Genomic DNA, 15,541 nt, shown 5'->3' with positions numbered 1-15,541 from the left:
GGCACCCTAGCCGCCTACGAAAAGCAAAAAATAGGTTTTTCCAACAATCCACTTGCTTTATACTGCTTAAATATGTCAGTTTCCACTTCCGTCGGTGTCTCGTCAGCATTCCAGCAAGATTTGGCGGCTACGGCCCAGCACTTGGCTTCGGTGCTACCCCCCGAGGTAGCCCGCACGATTGATAGCGGCATTGCTGCCGTCGAGGCATCGGGCCAGGCTGCGCAAGTGCGGCAAGCAGGGCAGCCTGCGCCCGACTTTACCTTGCCCGATGCTACTGGCCAGCCAGTTACACTATCGGCGCTAGTGGCGCAGGGGCCGGTGGTGCTCACTTTTTACCGTGGCAACTGGTGCCCCTACTGCAATGTACAACTGCGCGCCTACCAGCAAGTGCTCGCCGAAATAGCCCTGCGCGGTGCCACTTTAGTAGCAATTTCGCCCCAAACTCCTGAGCTTACTACCCTCACAGCCAGCGAAAAGCAATTAGCTTTCCCGGTACTGAGTGATGTTGGCAACGCGGTAGCCCGGCAGTATGGCCTAGCCTATGGGGTAGGAGCTGAAGTGGGTAGCGCGCTGCGCAGCGTCGGCATCGACTTGGCCGCGTTCAACGACAACCCCGACGACGAGCTACCGCTCACAGCCACGTTTATTATTGGTACTGATGGCCTTATCGCCCAAACTTGGGTGGAGGCCAATTTTAAGCACCGCGCCGACCCGGCCGATATCATCCGGGCGCTAGAGCAATTGCCAACGCCGCAATTCGCTTAGTTCGTTACTCTCCCATCCCACTAGTTTACTCCTTTTACTTTTAGCCTCATGGCCACGCAAAACCTGCACTTCGAAACCCTTCAGCTCCATGCCGGGCAGCAGCCCGACCCCACTACTGGCTCGCGCGCAGTCCCGATTCACCAAACGACTAGCTACGTATTTAAAAATGCGGAACACGGTGCTAACCTCTTTGCCCTGAAAGAGTTTGGTAATATTTACACGCGTCTCATGAACCCTACCACCGATGTATTCGAGCAGCGCATTGCGGCGCTCGAAGGGGGGGTAGCGGCGCTGGCAGTAGGCTCGGGCCAGGCGGCCCAGTTCATTGCCCTGAACAACATCTTGCAGCCCGGCGACAACCTAGTTTCGAGCTCCTACCTCTACGGGGGCACCTACAACCAATTCAAGGTGGCATTCAAGCGCATAGGTATTGAGGCGCGCTTTGCGGAGGGCGACGACGCCGACAGCTTCGAGAAGCTGATTGACGGTAATACCAAGGCACTGTACGTCGAAACCATTGGCAACCCAAGCTTTAGCGTGCCTGATTTTGAGCGCATTGCGGCCGTGGCCAAGAAGCACGACATTCCGCTGGTAGTAGACAACACTTTCGGCGCGGGCGGTTACCTCTTCCGCCCCCTCGAGCACGGCGCGAGCATTGTGGTAGCGTCGGCTACGAAGTGGATTGGCGGCCACGGCACCAGCGTGGGCGGCGTCATCATCGACGGCGGCACCTACGACTTCGGCAACGGCAAGTACCCGCAGTTTACCGAGCCCAGCGAAGGCTACCACGGCCTGATTTTCAACGATGTATTTGGGAAAGGCGGGCCGTTTGGCAACATCGCTTTCATCATTCGCGCCCGGGTAGAAGGCCTGCGCGATTTCGGCCCGTCTATCAGCCCCTTCAACTCGTTTTTGCTGCTGCAAGGCCTCGAAACCTTGAGCCTGCGCGTGGAGCGCACCGTCGAAAACGCCCTTAAAGTAGCGCAGTGGCTAGAGCAGCAGCCCCAGGTGGCGCACGTCAACTACCCGGGCCTGCCCAGCAACCCGCACCACCAGAATGCGGCCAAATACCTCAAGCGCGGCTTTGGCGGCGTGCTGTCGTTTGCGCTGCACGGCAGCAAGGAGACGGCCACCATGCTCATCGACAACCTGAAGCTTATCAGCCACTTGGCTAACGTAGGCGACGCCAAAACGCTCATCATTCAGCCCTCGGCTACCACGCACCAGCAGCTGAGCGAGCAGGAGCAGTTGGCCTCGGGTGTAACGCCTACCCTGCTGCGCTTGTCGGTGGGCATCGAGCACTTCGACGACATCCGCGACGATTTGGCGCAGGCCTTGGCGGCCGCCGCCAACGCTACTCCCAAAGGCAGCGACACCGACGCTGATGCCGAAGCCAGCACGCCAGACCCGCAGCCGCAGCACGTGCAGCCGCTGGAAGTATAGTTTTTTTCAGTACTGAAGACGCAGAGGGTTTTGCCGCAGGGGCGCAACTGGCAATTTCTAGTTGCGTTCCTAAAGCAAAACCCTCTGCGTCTTCGGCGCTGAAACCATTTGTAGCCCCATGCAAGAGTATATTTTTTCCCTACCCGACCCTTTTCCCTTGGAAAGCGGCGAGGTATTGGCCGGTGCCCAGGTGGCTTATCGCACCTGGGGGCGGCTCAATGCTACCCGCGACAATGTGGTGTGGGTGTGCCACGCCCTCACGGCTAACGCCGACGTGCTGGACTGGTGGCCGGGGCTGTTTGGGGAAGGGCATTTTTTTGACCCCGCCGACTGGTTTATCGTGTGCGCCAACATCTTGGGCTCGTGCTACGGCAGCACCTGCCCCCTATCCCCCGACCCCGCCACGGGTGTAGGGCGCTTCCAGAATTTTCCCCTGCTCACCATCCGCGACTTGGTAGCGGCGCACGAAGCCCTGCGCCGGGAGTTGGGGCTGACCTACATCCATACGCTGATTGGCGGCTCGCTGGGCGGGCAGCAGGGGCTAGAATGGGCCGTGAGCCGGCCTGAACTAGTTGGCCACTTGGTAGTTATTGCTACCAGCGCGCGGCACTCGGCCTGGGGCATTGCCTTCAACGAAGCCCAGCGGTTGGCCATTGAGGCCGATGCCACCTACCACGAAGGCCGGCCCGGCGGCGGCGATGCCGGCTTAGCGGCCGCCCGCGCCGTGGCCCTGCTCAGCTACCGCGGCTACGACGCCTACACGGCTACCCAAACCGACCCCGACGATAGCCGCCTGCGCGATTTTCGCGCCAGCAGCTACCAGCGCTACCAGGGCGACAAACTGGTGGCCCGCTTCGATGCCTACAGTTACGTGGCCCTCACGCGCGCCATGGACTCGCACAACCTTGGCCGCGGCCGGGGGGGGGTAGGGGCGGCGCTGGCCAGCATCCGGGCGCGCACGCTGGTGCTGGGCATTACGTCGGACGTGCTGTTTCCCCTGGCCGAGCAGCGCACCATTGCCGCCGGCATTCCGGGGGCAGTATATGGCGAGTTGGACTCGGGGTATGGGCACGACGGCTTTTTGCTCGAAACCGTCAAAATCACGCAGGCCCTGGAAGTCTTCTACGCGGCGGCCCTGGCCGAGTAGCTCGTCTATCCGCCTCGGTACAGAGCATAGAATATAAAAAGAGCCCTGGCAAAAAATGCCAGGGCTCTTTTTATATTCTATGCGCAAGATTTACAGTAGGCGCACATCTACCTCCGTAGAAATGAGCTGCGTTCCATCTTCCAGGGTAAACAAGAAGAAGAAGCGCAACTGATTGGGAGTCTGCGGATTGGTATTGGGCGTGAGCGTGCCTGCCCCGCCCGTCGAAGTGCCCGTGAAGGCGAAGGCCGCCGTTTTGGTAGCCGAGGCCGGCAGCGTGGCGAAGGCCGCGTTGAGGCGGGTAGCGTAGCTGCGCACCGCGTTCAAATCTGAGTTGAACGTGATGGTGTTGGTGCCATTGCCGGCTATCGTTGCGGTTAGGTAGTTGGGGTAGCGTGCATCCTGCAAATACTCGACCCCGCTGTTGCCAGTAGCTACCTTGGTGATTTCCTTTATTTTACCCTTATCGGCGGGAATACTAAACGCAATGGAAAACGTGCCGTTGGCATTGGCGCCTGCCCCCACAGTGGTTGTAACGACCGGAAAGCGTTCAAAATATACTTGGTTAGTAACGGTAACCGGGATGGTTGCGGTACTATCCTGCAAGGGGCCGAGCTTATTGCCGTAGTCCTTTTTGCAGCCCGAAAAGCTAGCAGCCAGGAGGAGGAGCAAGAAAAACTGAATAGTTGTCTTTTTCATGAGATAAGGCACTAAAGGAGAAAAACTGCCGGTTAGTTGGTAGCCCACCACACCGGGGCGTCGATGGTCGCCTTCGGCATCACATCGCCGTTGGCGGCCACCTCAGAGGGGGGGTAGAGCAGCCGCTGCGGGATGTTGGGTGTAAACGAAACGTTCAGCGCCGGTTGCAGGCGCGGGCGGCCCGTGCGGCGGTAGTCGTTCCAGGCTTCGTAGCCGTTGCCAACCCAGGCCATCCATTTCTGCCGTAAAATCTGGTCAAGCTTGTGATTGTCGTCGCCCCGGAGCGTGACCACGGCCGGGTTGGCGGCAAAATAGGTGTCGATATCGGCGGTCGAAAGCCCGGTTTCCTCCATCGAGCGGCGGATGCCTTCTTGGTAGAGCGCATTGGCATCGCCGGCCGTCTTCAGCCGAATGGCACATTCGGCCAGGATAAAGGCCCGCTGAAAATTGGTGAGCAAGCGCACTGGCGCCTCCCCTACCGCACCCAGCACGTAGGTGTTGTAAACCGAGCGGTTGGCCCGCACAGGAGCCGTGGCATTGCTGCCATTTTCGAAGCCCGTGAACTTGCCGTAGGTAGTGGTGTGCGTTGGAGCTGTATTAGCGGGCGTAGTCGTGAAGTACTTCGGTAGCCGGGGGTCGTTGTAGGCCGTTAGCGAATCCAGAAAGCGCGTGCTGGCCATCTGGTCGTTGGGGCGGTTCGTCACGTTGTAGGAGTAAAACGGGTTGGTGTTGCCCACCGCCGTACCGAAGGGCACGGCAAAATCATCGGCGTTGGCAGCGATGGCGGCACTACCCCCCGCGCCCTTAGCCAGCACCTCGTTAATGACTTTCGTAGCCAAAGCGGGGTCTTTGCGGCTGACAGTGCAGGCAAATTTGAGCAGCAGCATGTTGCCCACTTTACGCCACTTGGTAAGGTCGCCCTTGTACACAAAATCGTCGGCACCGGGCGTCAGCACGCTGGTTTTGTCAAGGTCGGCCAGCCCATCGCGCACCAAGTCAAACAGGCTTTGGATGCCGGTGTTGCCCTCGTAAATATCTTGCTGCTTGTCGAAGGCCGGGTGGATATTACCGAGGCCCTGCAAGGCCTGCGAGTACGGCACATCACCCCACATATCGGTAGCCAGGGCAAAGTTGTAGGCCTTGAGCAGCTTGGCGATACCCGTGTAGGCGGGGTTGGCGGCGTTATTAGTGATTAGCGTTTGTGCACCGTTCAGGTTATTGCCATACAGGTCGCCGCGCCACTCGTTATCGTAATTGCCGCTGATGGCATACTTATCCTCCGTAAAGGGCTGGTTGAGTATGCCCGCGTAGTGCTGAATAAACAGGTCGCCGTCGCGACCCAGGGTGTTGCCCACCAAAAAAGCAGTGCCCACGGTGATAGTCGGCAACTGAACTGAAGGCTGCACAACAGTTGGGTTGTTGGGGCTGATGTTGACATCCAAAAACTTATTAGGCGAGCAGCTGGCAGCAGCCCAGCTGGCTAGGGCGAGCACGGCGTAGCGCAGGGGGGTAGGGTGCGGTATCGATATGTTCATGATTCGGTAGAGGCTGAGTTAGAAGGTAAACCGCAGGTAAGCGCCGTAGCTGCGCACGCTGGGCGCACCTTGCAAGTCGAGGCTGCGGATGTTGCCGGCGCCCTGGGTGTTCACTTCGGGGAAGAAGTTGGCGTTGGGCGCGTAGTAAAACAGGTTGCGCCCCGATACCGAGATGGAAGCGCCGCCAAATGGCGTGCGCGCCAGCAGGTCTTTGGGCAGCGCGTAACCCAGCGACACCTCGCGCATCGTGAAGTGCGTGCCATCGAAGATGTTGAGGTCGCTTTGTAGGCCTTGGTTGCTCCAGTAGCTCTGCGCATCTATCTGGATGTTGTTGGGGCGGTAGGAGCCGTCCGCGTTCTGAATAACGCCCGGAATAATGCGCGGCACCTCGCGGTCGACGCCGGTTTCCTTCAGCATACCCGCCGACTTATAAGCGGCCTGGGTAAACGAGAGAATGTCGCCGCCCACCACGGCATCAACCAAGAAGGAGAATGTAAAGCCCTTGTAGGCAAACGAGTTGGTAATGCCGCCCTGCCAATCCACGTTGGGGTTGGCCGTTACTTGCGAGCTGAGCTCGGTTACCCACAGGCCAGTGCGCGGGTTTATTAGGTACTGGCCATCGGGGGCAGTTGCTTTCTTCTGGCCCAGAATCACGCCGTAGGGCTGGCCCACCACAAACGAGGGCACCGAGCCAATAAAAGCGCTGCCCGGAATGGAGGAACTCGTAACACCCGGATAAATCGACACCACCATGTTGCGAATGCGCGTGTAGTTGGCCGAAATGTCCCAGGTGAAGCCCGAAGTGCTGCGCACCGGCGTGATGGTAGCAAGCAGCTCAATGCCCTTGTTGTCGAGCTCGCCGGCGTTGGTATAAAAGCTGCTGTAGCCCGTGGTCGGGGCTATCGTGACGGGAATAATCTGGTTCGAGCTAACGGTCTTGAAATACGTGGCGTCCAGCGTGAGGCGGTTGTTGAAGAAACCCAGGTTCAGGCCCACTTCGGCCGACTTGGTGAACTCCGGCTTCAGCACGTTCAGCACATTTACCCCGCCAATGGTGGTGCTCGGCCGGAAGCCCACCACGTTGTTGAAGGGGAAAGTCACGTTGGCCACGTTGTTGCCCTGGCCACCCGCTACGTAGTAGGTTTCCAGCACGTAGGGGTCGGCGTCGCGGCCTACCCGGGCCAGGTTGCCCCGAATTTTGCCGTAGGAGAAAATGTCCGAGTCGATGTTGAACGCATCCGTAAACACGAAGCCGGCCGAAACCGAGGGGTAGAGGAAGGTGCGGTTGTCTTTGGGCAGCGTGGAGGACTGGTCGACGCGGGCTGTGCCTTCCAAAAACAGGTAGTTGTTGTAGGCTAATGACAAGTCGGCGTAGTAGCCAAGCAGGCGGCGGGTGTAGTTGGTTTCGCCGCTACCCGTAAACACGGCCGCGTTGATGGTATTATAGAAGCCGGGCTGCGAGAGCGTGGCCGCCGACACGTACTGCTCGTTGCGCTTGCGCTGGTTGGTCTGCTGGCCCACGAGCAGGGTAGCATTCAGCTTTTCGAGAAAGATATTTTCCTTCTTGGCCGTTATCAGCAGGTCGCCGGTAAACTCGGCGTACTGAATGTTATCCTGAAAAATGAGGCCCGTCGGGTTACGCGCCGAGCTAATAGCGGCAATCTGCTTGCGGCGGTCGGTGTAGGTATCGAGCCCGGCCCGGTACACCACGCTCAACCATGGAAAGAAGTCGTAGCCAATGCTGGCCACGTTGATAAAGCGCGTAACATTACTGGTAGTGTTGCTATTGAGCAAATTGTAATTGGGATTGTCCAGCCCTGCAAAGAACAGGTTGGCGCCCGTGGCCGTTTGAAAAGTTTGGCCTTGCAAGTCGAAGCTGCGCGGCACCGAAGCCAGCGTGCCGAAGGCGCTACCCCCGTTGCCGGTTTGGGGGGCTAGCTGGTCGGTTTGCGAGAAATTGACCGAGCCCGTAACCTTTATCTTGTTTTGCAGGGTAGTACCGCCCCCTAGCTGAATGTTGGTGCGCTGCAACTTCGACGACTCCGTGATGCCCTTCTGAGTGGTGCTGTTCACGTTCAGCGAGAAGTTCGACGTACCGTTGTTGCCCGCTAGCTGCAACCCATTGGTCCACAGCGTACCAGTTTTATAAAAATCTCGGATATTGTTGGGGTACGCCTGGTAGGGTAGCAGGCTGTTGTCGGCCAGCAGCAGGCCGTTGGCGCGGGTAGGCGCGGTACCGAAGCGCGGCCCCCAAGAGTTGGTGCTACCCGTGAGGATGTTGCCGCCCCCGTTGGCAGTTGTGTTGGTGCCGGCCGTGCCCTGGCCATAATCGTTTTGAAATTCCGGCAAGCCCAGCACGGTCTGAAAATTAAAGCCGGTGTTTAGGACCACTTCGAGCTTCTTATTCACGTTAGCACCCGACTTGGTGGTAATTAGAATAGCCCCCGATGAGGCACGCGACCCGTAAAGCGCCGCTGCCGCCGGCCCTTTCAGGATGCTGATGTTGGCGATGTTCTCCGGGTCGATGTCGGCGGCGCGGTTGGCCGTTTGAGCGCCATAGAGGGTGCCGGCCGCGCCGCCATTGGTGCGGTCAGTATCGTTGCTGACCGGAATGCCATCGACTACGAAAAGCGGTTGGTTGTTGCCCGTAAGCGAAGTGATACCTCGGATGTTGATGTTGGTCGAGGTGCCAGCCAGGCCGCTTGCGCCCGTAATGTTCACGCCCGACACTTTACCCTGCAAAGTATTGAGCACGTTGGGCTCCGACTTCTGCGCTACGGCCCCGCCCTGAATTTCCTGCGTGGCGTAGCCGAGCGTGCGCTTGTCTTTTTCAATGCCGAGCGCCGTTACCACTACCTCGCTCAGTTCGCGCGAGTTTTGGGTGAGCGCTACGTTCACCTGCGTACTGCTGCCCACGGGCCGCTCCTGGGTGTTCATGCCCACCGACGAGAAAACCAACGTGCCGCCCACCGTTGGCACCGCCATCGTAAAGGACCCATCAGCGTCGGTAGAAGTACCATTTGTGGTGCCCTTCAGCAGCACCGTAACCCCCGGTAGACCTTCGCCACTTTTCTGGTCTGTTACCCGCCCCGATACGGCCCGCGTTTGGGCCTGCACCGCTTGCAGTAACGTCAGTAGCAGGAACAAGGTCATAAGTAAATTTCTTTTCATTAAGCTGTAGAAAGAAGAAAGTGGATGAAAGGATGAGCAAGCTTAATTCCTAATGTAATGAACTACTGATAGTTCTGTCAATTTCTTACGCAAATTCTTTTTTATTTTTTATAAATAAACTTCATTGACTATCAATACCTTATCATTATTCATGAGATAACGTACATATTATCAATTACATACACGAAATCTGTGTTTTCAGTATTCAAAACAGCTGCTCCCGCTTTGGTTATCTAGGTTCTACCAAAGGGACTAGTAGCTGCAACTACCCTTGGGCCTCAACTGCTGAGGGCAACGCAGTTAAGCAGCGCCAGCACTATTTCCATAGTACAAAACTCACTCACTCATCCAGCCATGATTTACGCCGCGCAGCCCTGTTAACTTTAGTGAGTAGCCAACTGCCCGCTTAGCCAGCAACTAGCGCACGTGTGTTAGTGCACCACGTCCCGGAAAAGGTCAAAAATCCTCTTTCTCAAAATATCAGCTTTTCAGCCCTACCCCCTTTATTTATAATAGGTAGTTGAATTAATTTAGCTAGACAAGCAACTTGACACCCCATTTAGTAAGGGTCATATTACTTTTTATGCATAGCCATAAGTGATAAAGGGGTGTTACAAAAAAGACGATTTTAGGGTGCCGCTGCGTTGAATTGAGCGAGTAGCACCCCAAAACCGTCTTTGCTATTACTCGCTTGGCGAGCCTTATTCAAAGGCTATGCGCACCGGTGGCTGGCCCTGAAATTTCACTAGATAAACCCCAGCTCCCAGCGCGCCGCGCGCTAGCTCCACTTGCTGCGCCGCAGGCGTGAGGCGGCGCACCACGCGGCCAGTTACGTCTAGCACTTCGGCTTCGCCCAACTGCGCCCAGGTAGCGGGCAGCACCAACTGCACAGCGCCTAAGGCAGGGGTGGGATACGCTTGAATGCGCATACCTGGCACCGCCGATTGGGCCGCTAGCACGGTGCCCGCCCGCCGCAACAACGGCCGCAAGAAATCGCGGATGGTCCAGAACGTCGTATCGGCATAGGCTGAGTTGCTCTCAAACGGAATATGCCCCGCTTTGCTGAGGCGGCGGAGCGTGTTGGTAACGCCCACAGCCGTAGCACGCGGGTTGAGGCGACCGCTGCCGTACACGTATTTGGGGGGTAGGCCCGCGCCCACCCGGCCCTGAAAATAGGGCACCGTAGCATCGGCGGTGCCGTGCACACTGCACAGCGGCACATTGCCAGCCTCGATGTAGTTGGGGCTTTCGGTGGCGCCGCTCAGGTTAAGCACGGCGGCCACGGCGCTGCTGTAGCCGGGGTTGCCGCCCGTGCCTTCGAGGCCGCCCAGCGCGGCAATGCCTACATAGGCAGGCACTTCGCTCACTTTATCTAAGTAGCCGACTTGCAGCGCCATGAATGCGCCTGCCGACGAACCGCCCGCTACAATGTAGTTGCTATACACCCGGTAGGTTTTGGTGGTGGCCGCGTCGTTGCGGAAGAAGCGCACAGCGGCGCGCATATCCTGCATGCCGCGAATGGAAGCCTGCGCCAGCCCCACAGTATCGGTCAGCACGGGAAAACCGGTGAGGGGAAAGCCCAGCCGGTACTCGATGCTGGCCGTGACGTAGCCCAGGCGCGCCAGGCGGGTGCAAATATTTACCATGTAGGCATCCTTGCGGGTGCCCAGCGCAAAGCCACCCTGGTGCGCAAAAATGAGCAGCGGCCGGCGCTTCACCGTGTCGCCGGTGGGCTGGTAAATATCCATCAGCAGTTGCTGCGCAGTACCGGTGTAGGTAGTTGCCGAGCCGTACACCACATCGCTCGTGACCGTGACATTGGCAAAAACCGGCCGGTAGTAACGCCCGCCGGTGGTGTCGATGGGTGCTAGCTGGGCCTGGGCCACGTGGGGGGCCGCCAACAGCAGCACCGCCAGGAAGAGGAAAATTATTTTCATAGGGGTAGCAGAAAGGAAATCAATCAATTATACTAAAGGAGCAACGGATAAAGCCCCTAGCGGGTTTTGGACTTTAGGGGTAGTGGAGGGCAGCTACGGGCCGCAGCTGTTATTTGCAGGCACATTTAACCTGTGCTTATGCCTGCCATCGCCCCGCCTTTTCTCCAACCCGGCCAGCGCGTCGCCATCGTGAGTACGGCGCGCAAAACCACGGCGGCCGAAATCGACTTCGCCAGCCGAACCCTAACCGATTGGGGCCTGGAAGTAGTGCAGGGCGAAAGTATTGGCGCGGCCAGCCACCAGTTTGCCGGCGACGATGCCCTGCGCCGCCGCGACTTTCAGCGCCAGCTCGACGACCCCAGCATTCGGGCCATTTTGTGCGCCCGCGGCGGCTACGGCACCGCGCGCCTAGTCGATGAGCTGGATTTCAGTCGCTTTGCCGAAAGCCCCAAGTGGGTGGCGGGCTTCTCTGATATCACGGTGTTAAACAGCCACTTGCTACGCCTAGGCTACCAAAGCATTCATGGTGTGATGCCCGCGCTGTACGGCCAAGCCGGCGGCGAGGCCGCCGTGGCCAGCCTGCGCGCCGCTTTGTTTGGCGAGCCAGCCACTTACGAAGCCCCCGCCTACCCCCTCAACCGCCCCGGCACTGCCACGGGCGAGCTGGTGGGCGGCAACTTAAGCCTGCTGCACACCATCACAGGTACCAGCTCGCAGGCCAGCTTTGCGGGCCGCATTCTTTTTCTGGAAGACCTCGACGAGTACCTCTACCACATCGACCGCATGCTGCTGCATTTGCACCGCAGCGGCCAACTCGCCGGGTTAGCCGGGCTGGTAGTAGGCCACTTTTCGGAGATGCACGACAATGCCGTACCCTTCGGCCAAAATGCCTACGAGATTATCAATTACTACGCCCAGCGCTACCAGTTTCCGGTAGGCTACCACTTTCCAGTGGGCCACGAGGCTGATAACCAGGCCCTCGTGGTGGGCCGCCGCGCTACGCTAACCGTGAGCCCGACCGGCAGCCAGCTCAGCTGCTAAAGACTGCTGGAACACCACTACCTGCTTTTGCGCAGCGCCTGTGCCAGGGCGCCGGCTACTAGCCCGCCTACCGTGTACCAGGCCACCGTCATGGCTTTGGTTTGGGTAGTGCGGTTGCTGGGAGCTTCGCCCAGGCCCAGCGGGCCGGGCAGCACCACGCCGCCTACCCCCGCCGCCACGCCCAGCAGCAGGCCTCGCCGCAGGCTATGCCGGCCGCTTCCTACCAAACTGAAGTACAGGCCATTGCTGAGAATATCGCCGGCCATTGTAGCCACGTAGGCGGTGGCATGGTCAGGCTGCGGCGCATCGGCCAAGCCCAGCAGCTTGCGCAAGCCGCGTTCGCCGAGCACATCCATGCGGGGCGCGTCATGGGGGCGGAGGTGGCGTGCCACTTCGTGCAGCACGGTGAGGGCAGTAGCCCCGGCAAAGCCGGCGGCGAGGGAAGGCAATAATTTCATAACAGGCACGCCGGCCCGAAGCCAAGCAATTTCTCAGACGAATAGCGGGCCGCTAGGTTGCGCAAAATTCCGGGGGTAGGGTTGCGCCGCTACGATGCAGCAGTGTATATTTGCACCCCCGGCTGCAAAGCCACGCCGGGAAACGCCGATTTAGCTCAGCTGGTAGAGCAGCTCATTCGTAATGAGCAGGTCGTTGGTTCGAGTCCAATAATCGGCTCAGTCTCAGAGCAAACAAAAAACCGCTTCCTCCCAAGCGGTTTTTTTGTTTCCGTAAGATGGCCCGCTAGCCGGCCTTAAGCTGGGTACGCGGCCCCCGCAAATTCGCACGTAAAGGGCCTCGTTGTTTTCCAAGCGGCTTTCGCCGGCCTATAGCGCACAAGCTACTGCTAGGTGCGGGCCGCCAAAGATTCGTGAAGGTGCCTTTTGGCAAATCAAGTTAAGCGCCGATACTCAGGGAAATACGTATAATTGCCACGTACTTTTTCCTCATTTTTGCGCATGAAGAAAATTCTGCTCCTGCTGCTCGGCTTAACGCTGCTTGGCGCACCGGCCAGCCACGCTCAAAAAGTCAAAACCAAAACCAAGGGCAGCGCGCCTACCCTGCTGGCTCAGCCCGACGAGCGCTGGCCCGCGGCCAAAGCCAATGCTTGGTACCGGGCCCACCCCTGGCCAACGGGAGCCAATTTCATCCCCAGCACGGCCATCAATCAGCTCGAAATGTGGCAGGCAGCCACCTTCGACGCGCCAACTATTGACCGCGAGTTGGGGTATGCCCAAGGCGTGGGCTTCAATACGATGCGCGTGTTTCTGCACCATTTGGTGTGGCAAGCCGACCCGGCGGGCTTTAAGCAGCGCGTGGGCAGCTACCTTGCTTTGGCCGATAAGCACCACATCCAGACCATTTTTGTGCTCTTTGATGATTGCTGGAACAACAACCCTAAGCTAGGGCCGCAGCCCGCACCCAAAACCGGCATTCACAACTCGGGGTGGATGCAGGACCCTGGTGAGCCTGCCTCGCGCGACTCGGCTACTTTCATGGGCCTGCGGCCCTACGTAACGGATATGCTCACCAGCTTTGGGCACGATAAACGCATCTTATTGTGGGACTTATACAACGAGCCGGGCAATTCGAATAAAGGGCTGGCCTCGCTGCCGCTGCTGCGCAACACCTTTGCCTGGGCCCGCGCCGCTCGCCCCGAGCAGCCACTGAGCGCCGGCCTCTGGAACTGGGGCTTCGAGGTGCTGAACACTTTTCAGGCGACGCACTCCGATATTATTACCTACCACAACTACGACGAGGCCCCGGCCCACCAGCGCGTTATCGAGTTGCTGGCCACCCACGGCCGGCCGCTGCTGTGCACCGAGTACATGGCGCGCCCCCGCAACTCGCGCTTTACCAACATCTTGCCTTTGCTGAAGCAGTACCACGTGGCCGCCATCAACTGGGGCCTCGTTGATGGCAAAACCAACACCAAGTACGCTTGGGACACGCCCCTGGCCGATGGCAGCGAACCTACTGAGTGGTTTCACGAAATATTTCGTCGCGATGGCACCCCTTACCGCCAGGAGGAGGTAGACCTCATTAAAAAGCTAAACACCAACTAGCGCACTATAAGGCCAGGAAGCACTAGGGCCGCGGTGCGGGTGTCGACTCGGCCGGGGCGGGGGTAGGCGGCGTTTCAGCGGGTGCCGCCGGAACGGTTTCGGCGGGCATGGTTCCGGCCGGGGCTGCGTCGGGGGGGGTAGGCGCCTCGGCCGGAATAAGCACGGGCAGCGGGCAGCCGCGGGTTGCCCACGAGCCTTTTTGCTTGGGGCACTTATCGTAGCGGTCGCTTACGCCATCGCCGTCGCGGTCTTTGGGGCGGTGGCGCCGCAGCGCCAGGGCCAAGCCAAAGTAAACGTCGGCCCCCGTGGCCGTGGTAATGCCCAGCAGCCCGCCCAGGTTGTCGGAGCCCAGCACGAGCGGCCCCACGCGCACCATGGCCCCCACCTGAAACCGCCGGTAGTTATCGGCCAGCACCAACGGCACTGCCAGTTCAAATTTGCTAAATTCGGCCCGCGGCGTGAGGGCCAGCAGGCTAAGCGTGCGGCTGCCAATGGTGCGGGCAGGCAGCAGGTTTTGGGTCCAGAGCAGGCCCGCATACAGCGGGCCGCCTAGGCGGTAGTCGGCCGTGAGGCGCAGCGCGGCCGGCAAATAGGTCGTGAATTCGCGCCCTGCGCTACTGAGGCCCACCAGGCGCTGCACGGTGTTCTCGACCGATTGCAACGTCTTGAATTGCAAGGTATCCAGCTGGGCTAACTGCACCGTCTTGGCATTGGCCAGCTGGCCCTGGCGCACGCGCTGGTCGCCGCTGTAGCGCAGGGCGCCCAGGTCGGTGAGGGCCGCGCCCAAGCGCAGGCGGTACTTGTTGCGGGTATCGTCGGGGTGGGTGGCGCCATCCAAGTCATAGGTGTAGCTTTCCGACTCGGGCCGCCATTCGTAGGTCACGCCCAAGTCGGCGCCATAGCCGCGGCCCAGCTGCTGGCTGCCATACAGCGAACCCACGCGGAAGCCCGATTCGCCATACAGCTTGTAGTCGGTGAGGCCGTAGCTGAGCTGGCGGGTTTGCAGCTCAATCGTGTTCTTATCTAGCACCTGGTAGCGGGTGCCCTCGTTCTGCACGTAGCCGCCGCCCAGCCCCACCAAGTACTTCAGGGTAAGGCCGCCCTTGAAGAAGTGGGTAGTAGTAGGGGTAAAGGTGCGGGCGTAGGTAGCCGCAAATTCGTGGTACGAGTTCACGTTGAGCACGAAGCGGTTATCATCGAGCACCTTGTTGGCCAAGCCCAGCTTGAACGCGTCGCCTAGGCCGTAGCGCGCCAGTTGGGCCAGCGCCGTGCTTACCCCGGTGGCCTGCACAAAGCCCCGCACCCGGCTGGTGAGGGCCACGGCCGAGCGTGGCCCCAGCGCCACCAGCAGCGAGGGCAGCCGCACTTCGGCTGTGAGGCTGGCATCTTGGGTAGCGCGGCTGTTATGCTGCTCGTTCAGGTTTTCTTTTTTCAGCGAAAAGCCGTTCTCCCAAGGGCGCTTGTCGAGGTCGAGCTGCAGGTAGGTATTGTTGAAATTGCCGCCCGCCGCCCCTAAGTTGAGGTAGGCGCGGTAGCGCGAGTCGGCAATGGCGCTGGGGTTGAGGTAGGCGCTGTTGGTGCCACCGTAGTTGCTTTGCGAAATGCCCAACCAGCCCTGAGCGGCGGCAGGGCGCCCAGCACCAACCACTAATAAGCCGGGTAGCAGCCACGCGAGGGCCGCCCCTCGGCTGAGGGTAACGTGTAGTATCATAGACTTGCGGAAAAAAGTTGCCGCACCTGGTA

At 59.4% G+C, this 15,541-nt stretch carries 11 protein-coding genes and 1 tRNA gene; 6 read left to right on the top strand and 6 right to left on the bottom strand.

Translation table 11 applies throughout. From position 1 onward, the window contains the following. Positions 1–72: 72 nt before the first annotated feature. The 3 genes from GO988_RS09465 (at position 73) to GO988_RS09455 (ending at position 3,355) form a co-directional block, all read left to right on the top strand. The gene (locus GO988_RS09465; RefSeq protein WP_157564556.1) at positions 73–765 is read left to right on the top strand and encodes a peroxiredoxin-like family protein; all 693 of its coding nucleotides are present in this window, start codon (positions 73–75) and stop codon (positions 763–765) included. A 48-nt stretch (positions 766–813) separates the two neighbouring features. Then, positions 814–2,208 (top strand): O-acetylhomoserine aminocarboxypropyltransferase/cysteine synthase family protein, encoded by a 1,395-nt coding sequence (locus GO988_RS09460; RefSeq protein ID WP_157564554.1) that lies wholly within the window; start codon positions 814–816, stop codon positions 2,206–2,208. A gap of 118 nt (positions 2,209–2,326) precedes the next feature. Beyond that, positions 2,327–3,355: a homoserine O-acetyltransferase family protein gene (locus tag GO988_RS09455; protein ID WP_157564552.1), complete on the top strand. Its 1,029-nt coding sequence runs from the start codon at positions 2,327–2,329 to the stop codon at positions 3,353–3,355. Positions 3,356–3,445: 90 nt separating this feature from the next. On the opposite strand, the gene GO988_RS09450 is transcribed toward GO988_RS09455, so the two are convergent. The 4 genes from GO988_RS09450 to GO988_RS09435 all read right to left on the bottom strand — a co-directional run bounded on the left by GO988_RS09450 (position 3,446) and on the right by GO988_RS09435 (position 10,694). Then, positions 3,446–4,051: a hypothetical protein gene (locus GO988_RS09450; RefSeq protein WP_157564550.1), complete on the bottom strand. Its 606-nt coding sequence runs from the start codon at positions 4,049–4,051 to the stop codon at positions 3,446–3,448. A gap of 32 nt (positions 4,052–4,083) precedes the next feature. Then, the gene (locus tag GO988_RS09445; RefSeq protein ID WP_157564548.1) at positions 4,084–5,586 is read right to left on the bottom strand and encodes a SusD/RagB family nutrient-binding outer membrane lipoprotein; all 1,503 of its coding nucleotides are present in this window, start codon (positions 5,584–5,586) and stop codon (positions 4,084–4,086) included. An 18-nt stretch (positions 5,587–5,604) separates the two neighbouring features. Further along, positions 5,605–8,739: a SusC/RagA family TonB-linked outer membrane protein gene (locus GO988_RS09440; RefSeq protein WP_232341452.1), complete on the bottom strand. Its 3,135-nt coding sequence runs from the start codon at positions 8,737–8,739 to the stop codon at positions 5,605–5,607. A 719-nt stretch (positions 8,740–9,458) separates the two neighbouring features. Continuing rightward, a complete protein-coding gene (locus GO988_RS09435; RefSeq protein WP_157564544.1) occupies positions 9,459–10,694 on the bottom strand; it encodes an alpha/beta hydrolase fold domain-containing protein in 1,236 nt (411 codons plus the stop codon). A 138-nt stretch (positions 10,695–10,832) separates the two neighbouring features. Between GO988_RS09435 and GO988_RS09430 the strand changes: the two genes are divergently transcribed. Further along, positions 10,833–11,735, top strand: a complete 903-nt coding sequence (locus GO988_RS09430; RefSeq protein WP_157564542.1) for a S66 peptidase family protein — start codon at positions 10,833–10,835, stop codon at positions 11,733–11,735. 17 nt (positions 11,736–11,752) lie between these two features. Here GO988_RS09430 and GO988_RS09425 read toward each other — a convergent pair whose 3' ends face one another. After that, on the bottom strand, positions 11,753–12,193 hold the full coding sequence (locus GO988_RS09425) for a hypothetical protein (RefSeq protein WP_157564540.1): 441 nt from the start codon (positions 12,191–12,193) through the stop codon (positions 11,753–11,755). A gap of 144 nt (positions 12,194–12,337) precedes the next feature. Here GO988_RS09425 and GO988_RS09420 point away from each other — a divergent pair. Further along, positions 12,338–12,410: transfer RNA gene (locus GO988_RS09420), tRNA-Thr, on the top strand. 281 nt (positions 12,411–12,691) lie between these two features. After that, positions 12,692–13,798, top strand: coding sequence for a glycoside hydrolase 5 family protein (locus GO988_RS09415; RefSeq protein WP_198172602.1), 1,107 nt, complete (start codon positions 12,692–12,694; stop codon positions 13,796–13,798). A gap of 22 nt (positions 13,799–13,820) precedes the next feature. Here the strand turns inward: GO988_RS09415 and GO988_RS09410 are convergent, their stop codons facing one another. After that, complete coding sequence (locus GO988_RS09410; protein ID WP_157564538.1) at positions 13,821–15,509, bottom strand: DUF5723 family protein; 1,689 nt, start codon at positions 15,507–15,509, stop codon at positions 13,821–13,823. Positions 15,510–15,541: the final 32 nt, after the last annotated feature.

This window comes from Hymenobacter ginkgonis (assembly GCF_009755225.1).
Lineage (GTDB): Bacteria > Bacteroidota > Bacteroidia > Cytophagales > Hymenobacteraceae > Hymenobacter > Hymenobacter ginkgonis.
The sequence above is the reverse complement of the archived record's forward strand: the minus strand, read 5'-3'. Positions and strand labels throughout refer to the sequence as shown.

What these genes read in the sequence shown, in the direction of transcription:
- GO988_RS09430 (WP_157564542.1), top strand. Translation starts at nt 10,833, where the DNA reads ATGCCTGCCATCGCCCCGCCTTTTCTCCAACCCGGCCAGCGCGTCGCC.
- GO988_RS09435 (WP_157564544.1), bottom strand. Translation starts at nt 10,694, where the DNA reads ATGAAAATAATTTTCCTCTTCCTGGCGGTGCTGCTGTTGGCGGCCCCC.
- GO988_RS09410 (WP_157564538.1), bottom strand. Translation starts at nt 15,509, where the DNA reads ATGATACTACACGTTACCCTCAGCCGAGGGGCGGCCCTCGCGTGGCTG.
- GO988_RS09465 (WP_157564556.1), top strand. Translation starts at nt 73, where the DNA reads ATGTCAGTTTCCACTTCCGTCGGTGTCTCGTCAGCATTCCAGCAAGAT.
- GO988_RS09425 (WP_157564540.1), bottom strand. Translation starts at nt 12,193, where the DNA reads ATGAAATTATTGCCTTCCCTCGCCGCCGGCTTTGCCGGGGCTACTGCC.
- GO988_RS09415 (WP_198172602.1), top strand. Translation starts at nt 12,692, where the DNA reads ATGAAGAAAATTCTGCTCCTGCTGCTCGGCTTAACGCTGCTTGGCGCA.
- GO988_RS09440 (WP_232341452.1), bottom strand. Translation starts at nt 8,739, where the DNA reads ATGACCTTGTTCCTGCTACTGACGTTACTGCAAGCGGTGCAGGCCCAA.
- GO988_RS09455 (WP_157564552.1), top strand. Translation starts at nt 2,327, where the DNA reads ATGCAAGAGTATATTTTTTCCCTACCCGACCCTTTTCCCTTGGAAAGC.
- GO988_RS09445 (WP_157564548.1), bottom strand. Translation starts at nt 5,586, where the DNA reads ATGAACATATCGATACCGCACCCTACCCCCCTGCGCTACGCCGTGCTC.
- GO988_RS09460 (WP_157564554.1), top strand. Translation starts at nt 814, where the DNA reads ATGGCCACGCAAAACCTGCACTTCGAAACCCTTCAGCTCCATGCCGGG.
- GO988_RS09450 (WP_157564550.1), bottom strand. Translation starts at nt 4,051, where the DNA reads ATGAAAAAGACAACTATTCAGTTTTTCTTGCTCCTCCTCCTGGCTGCT.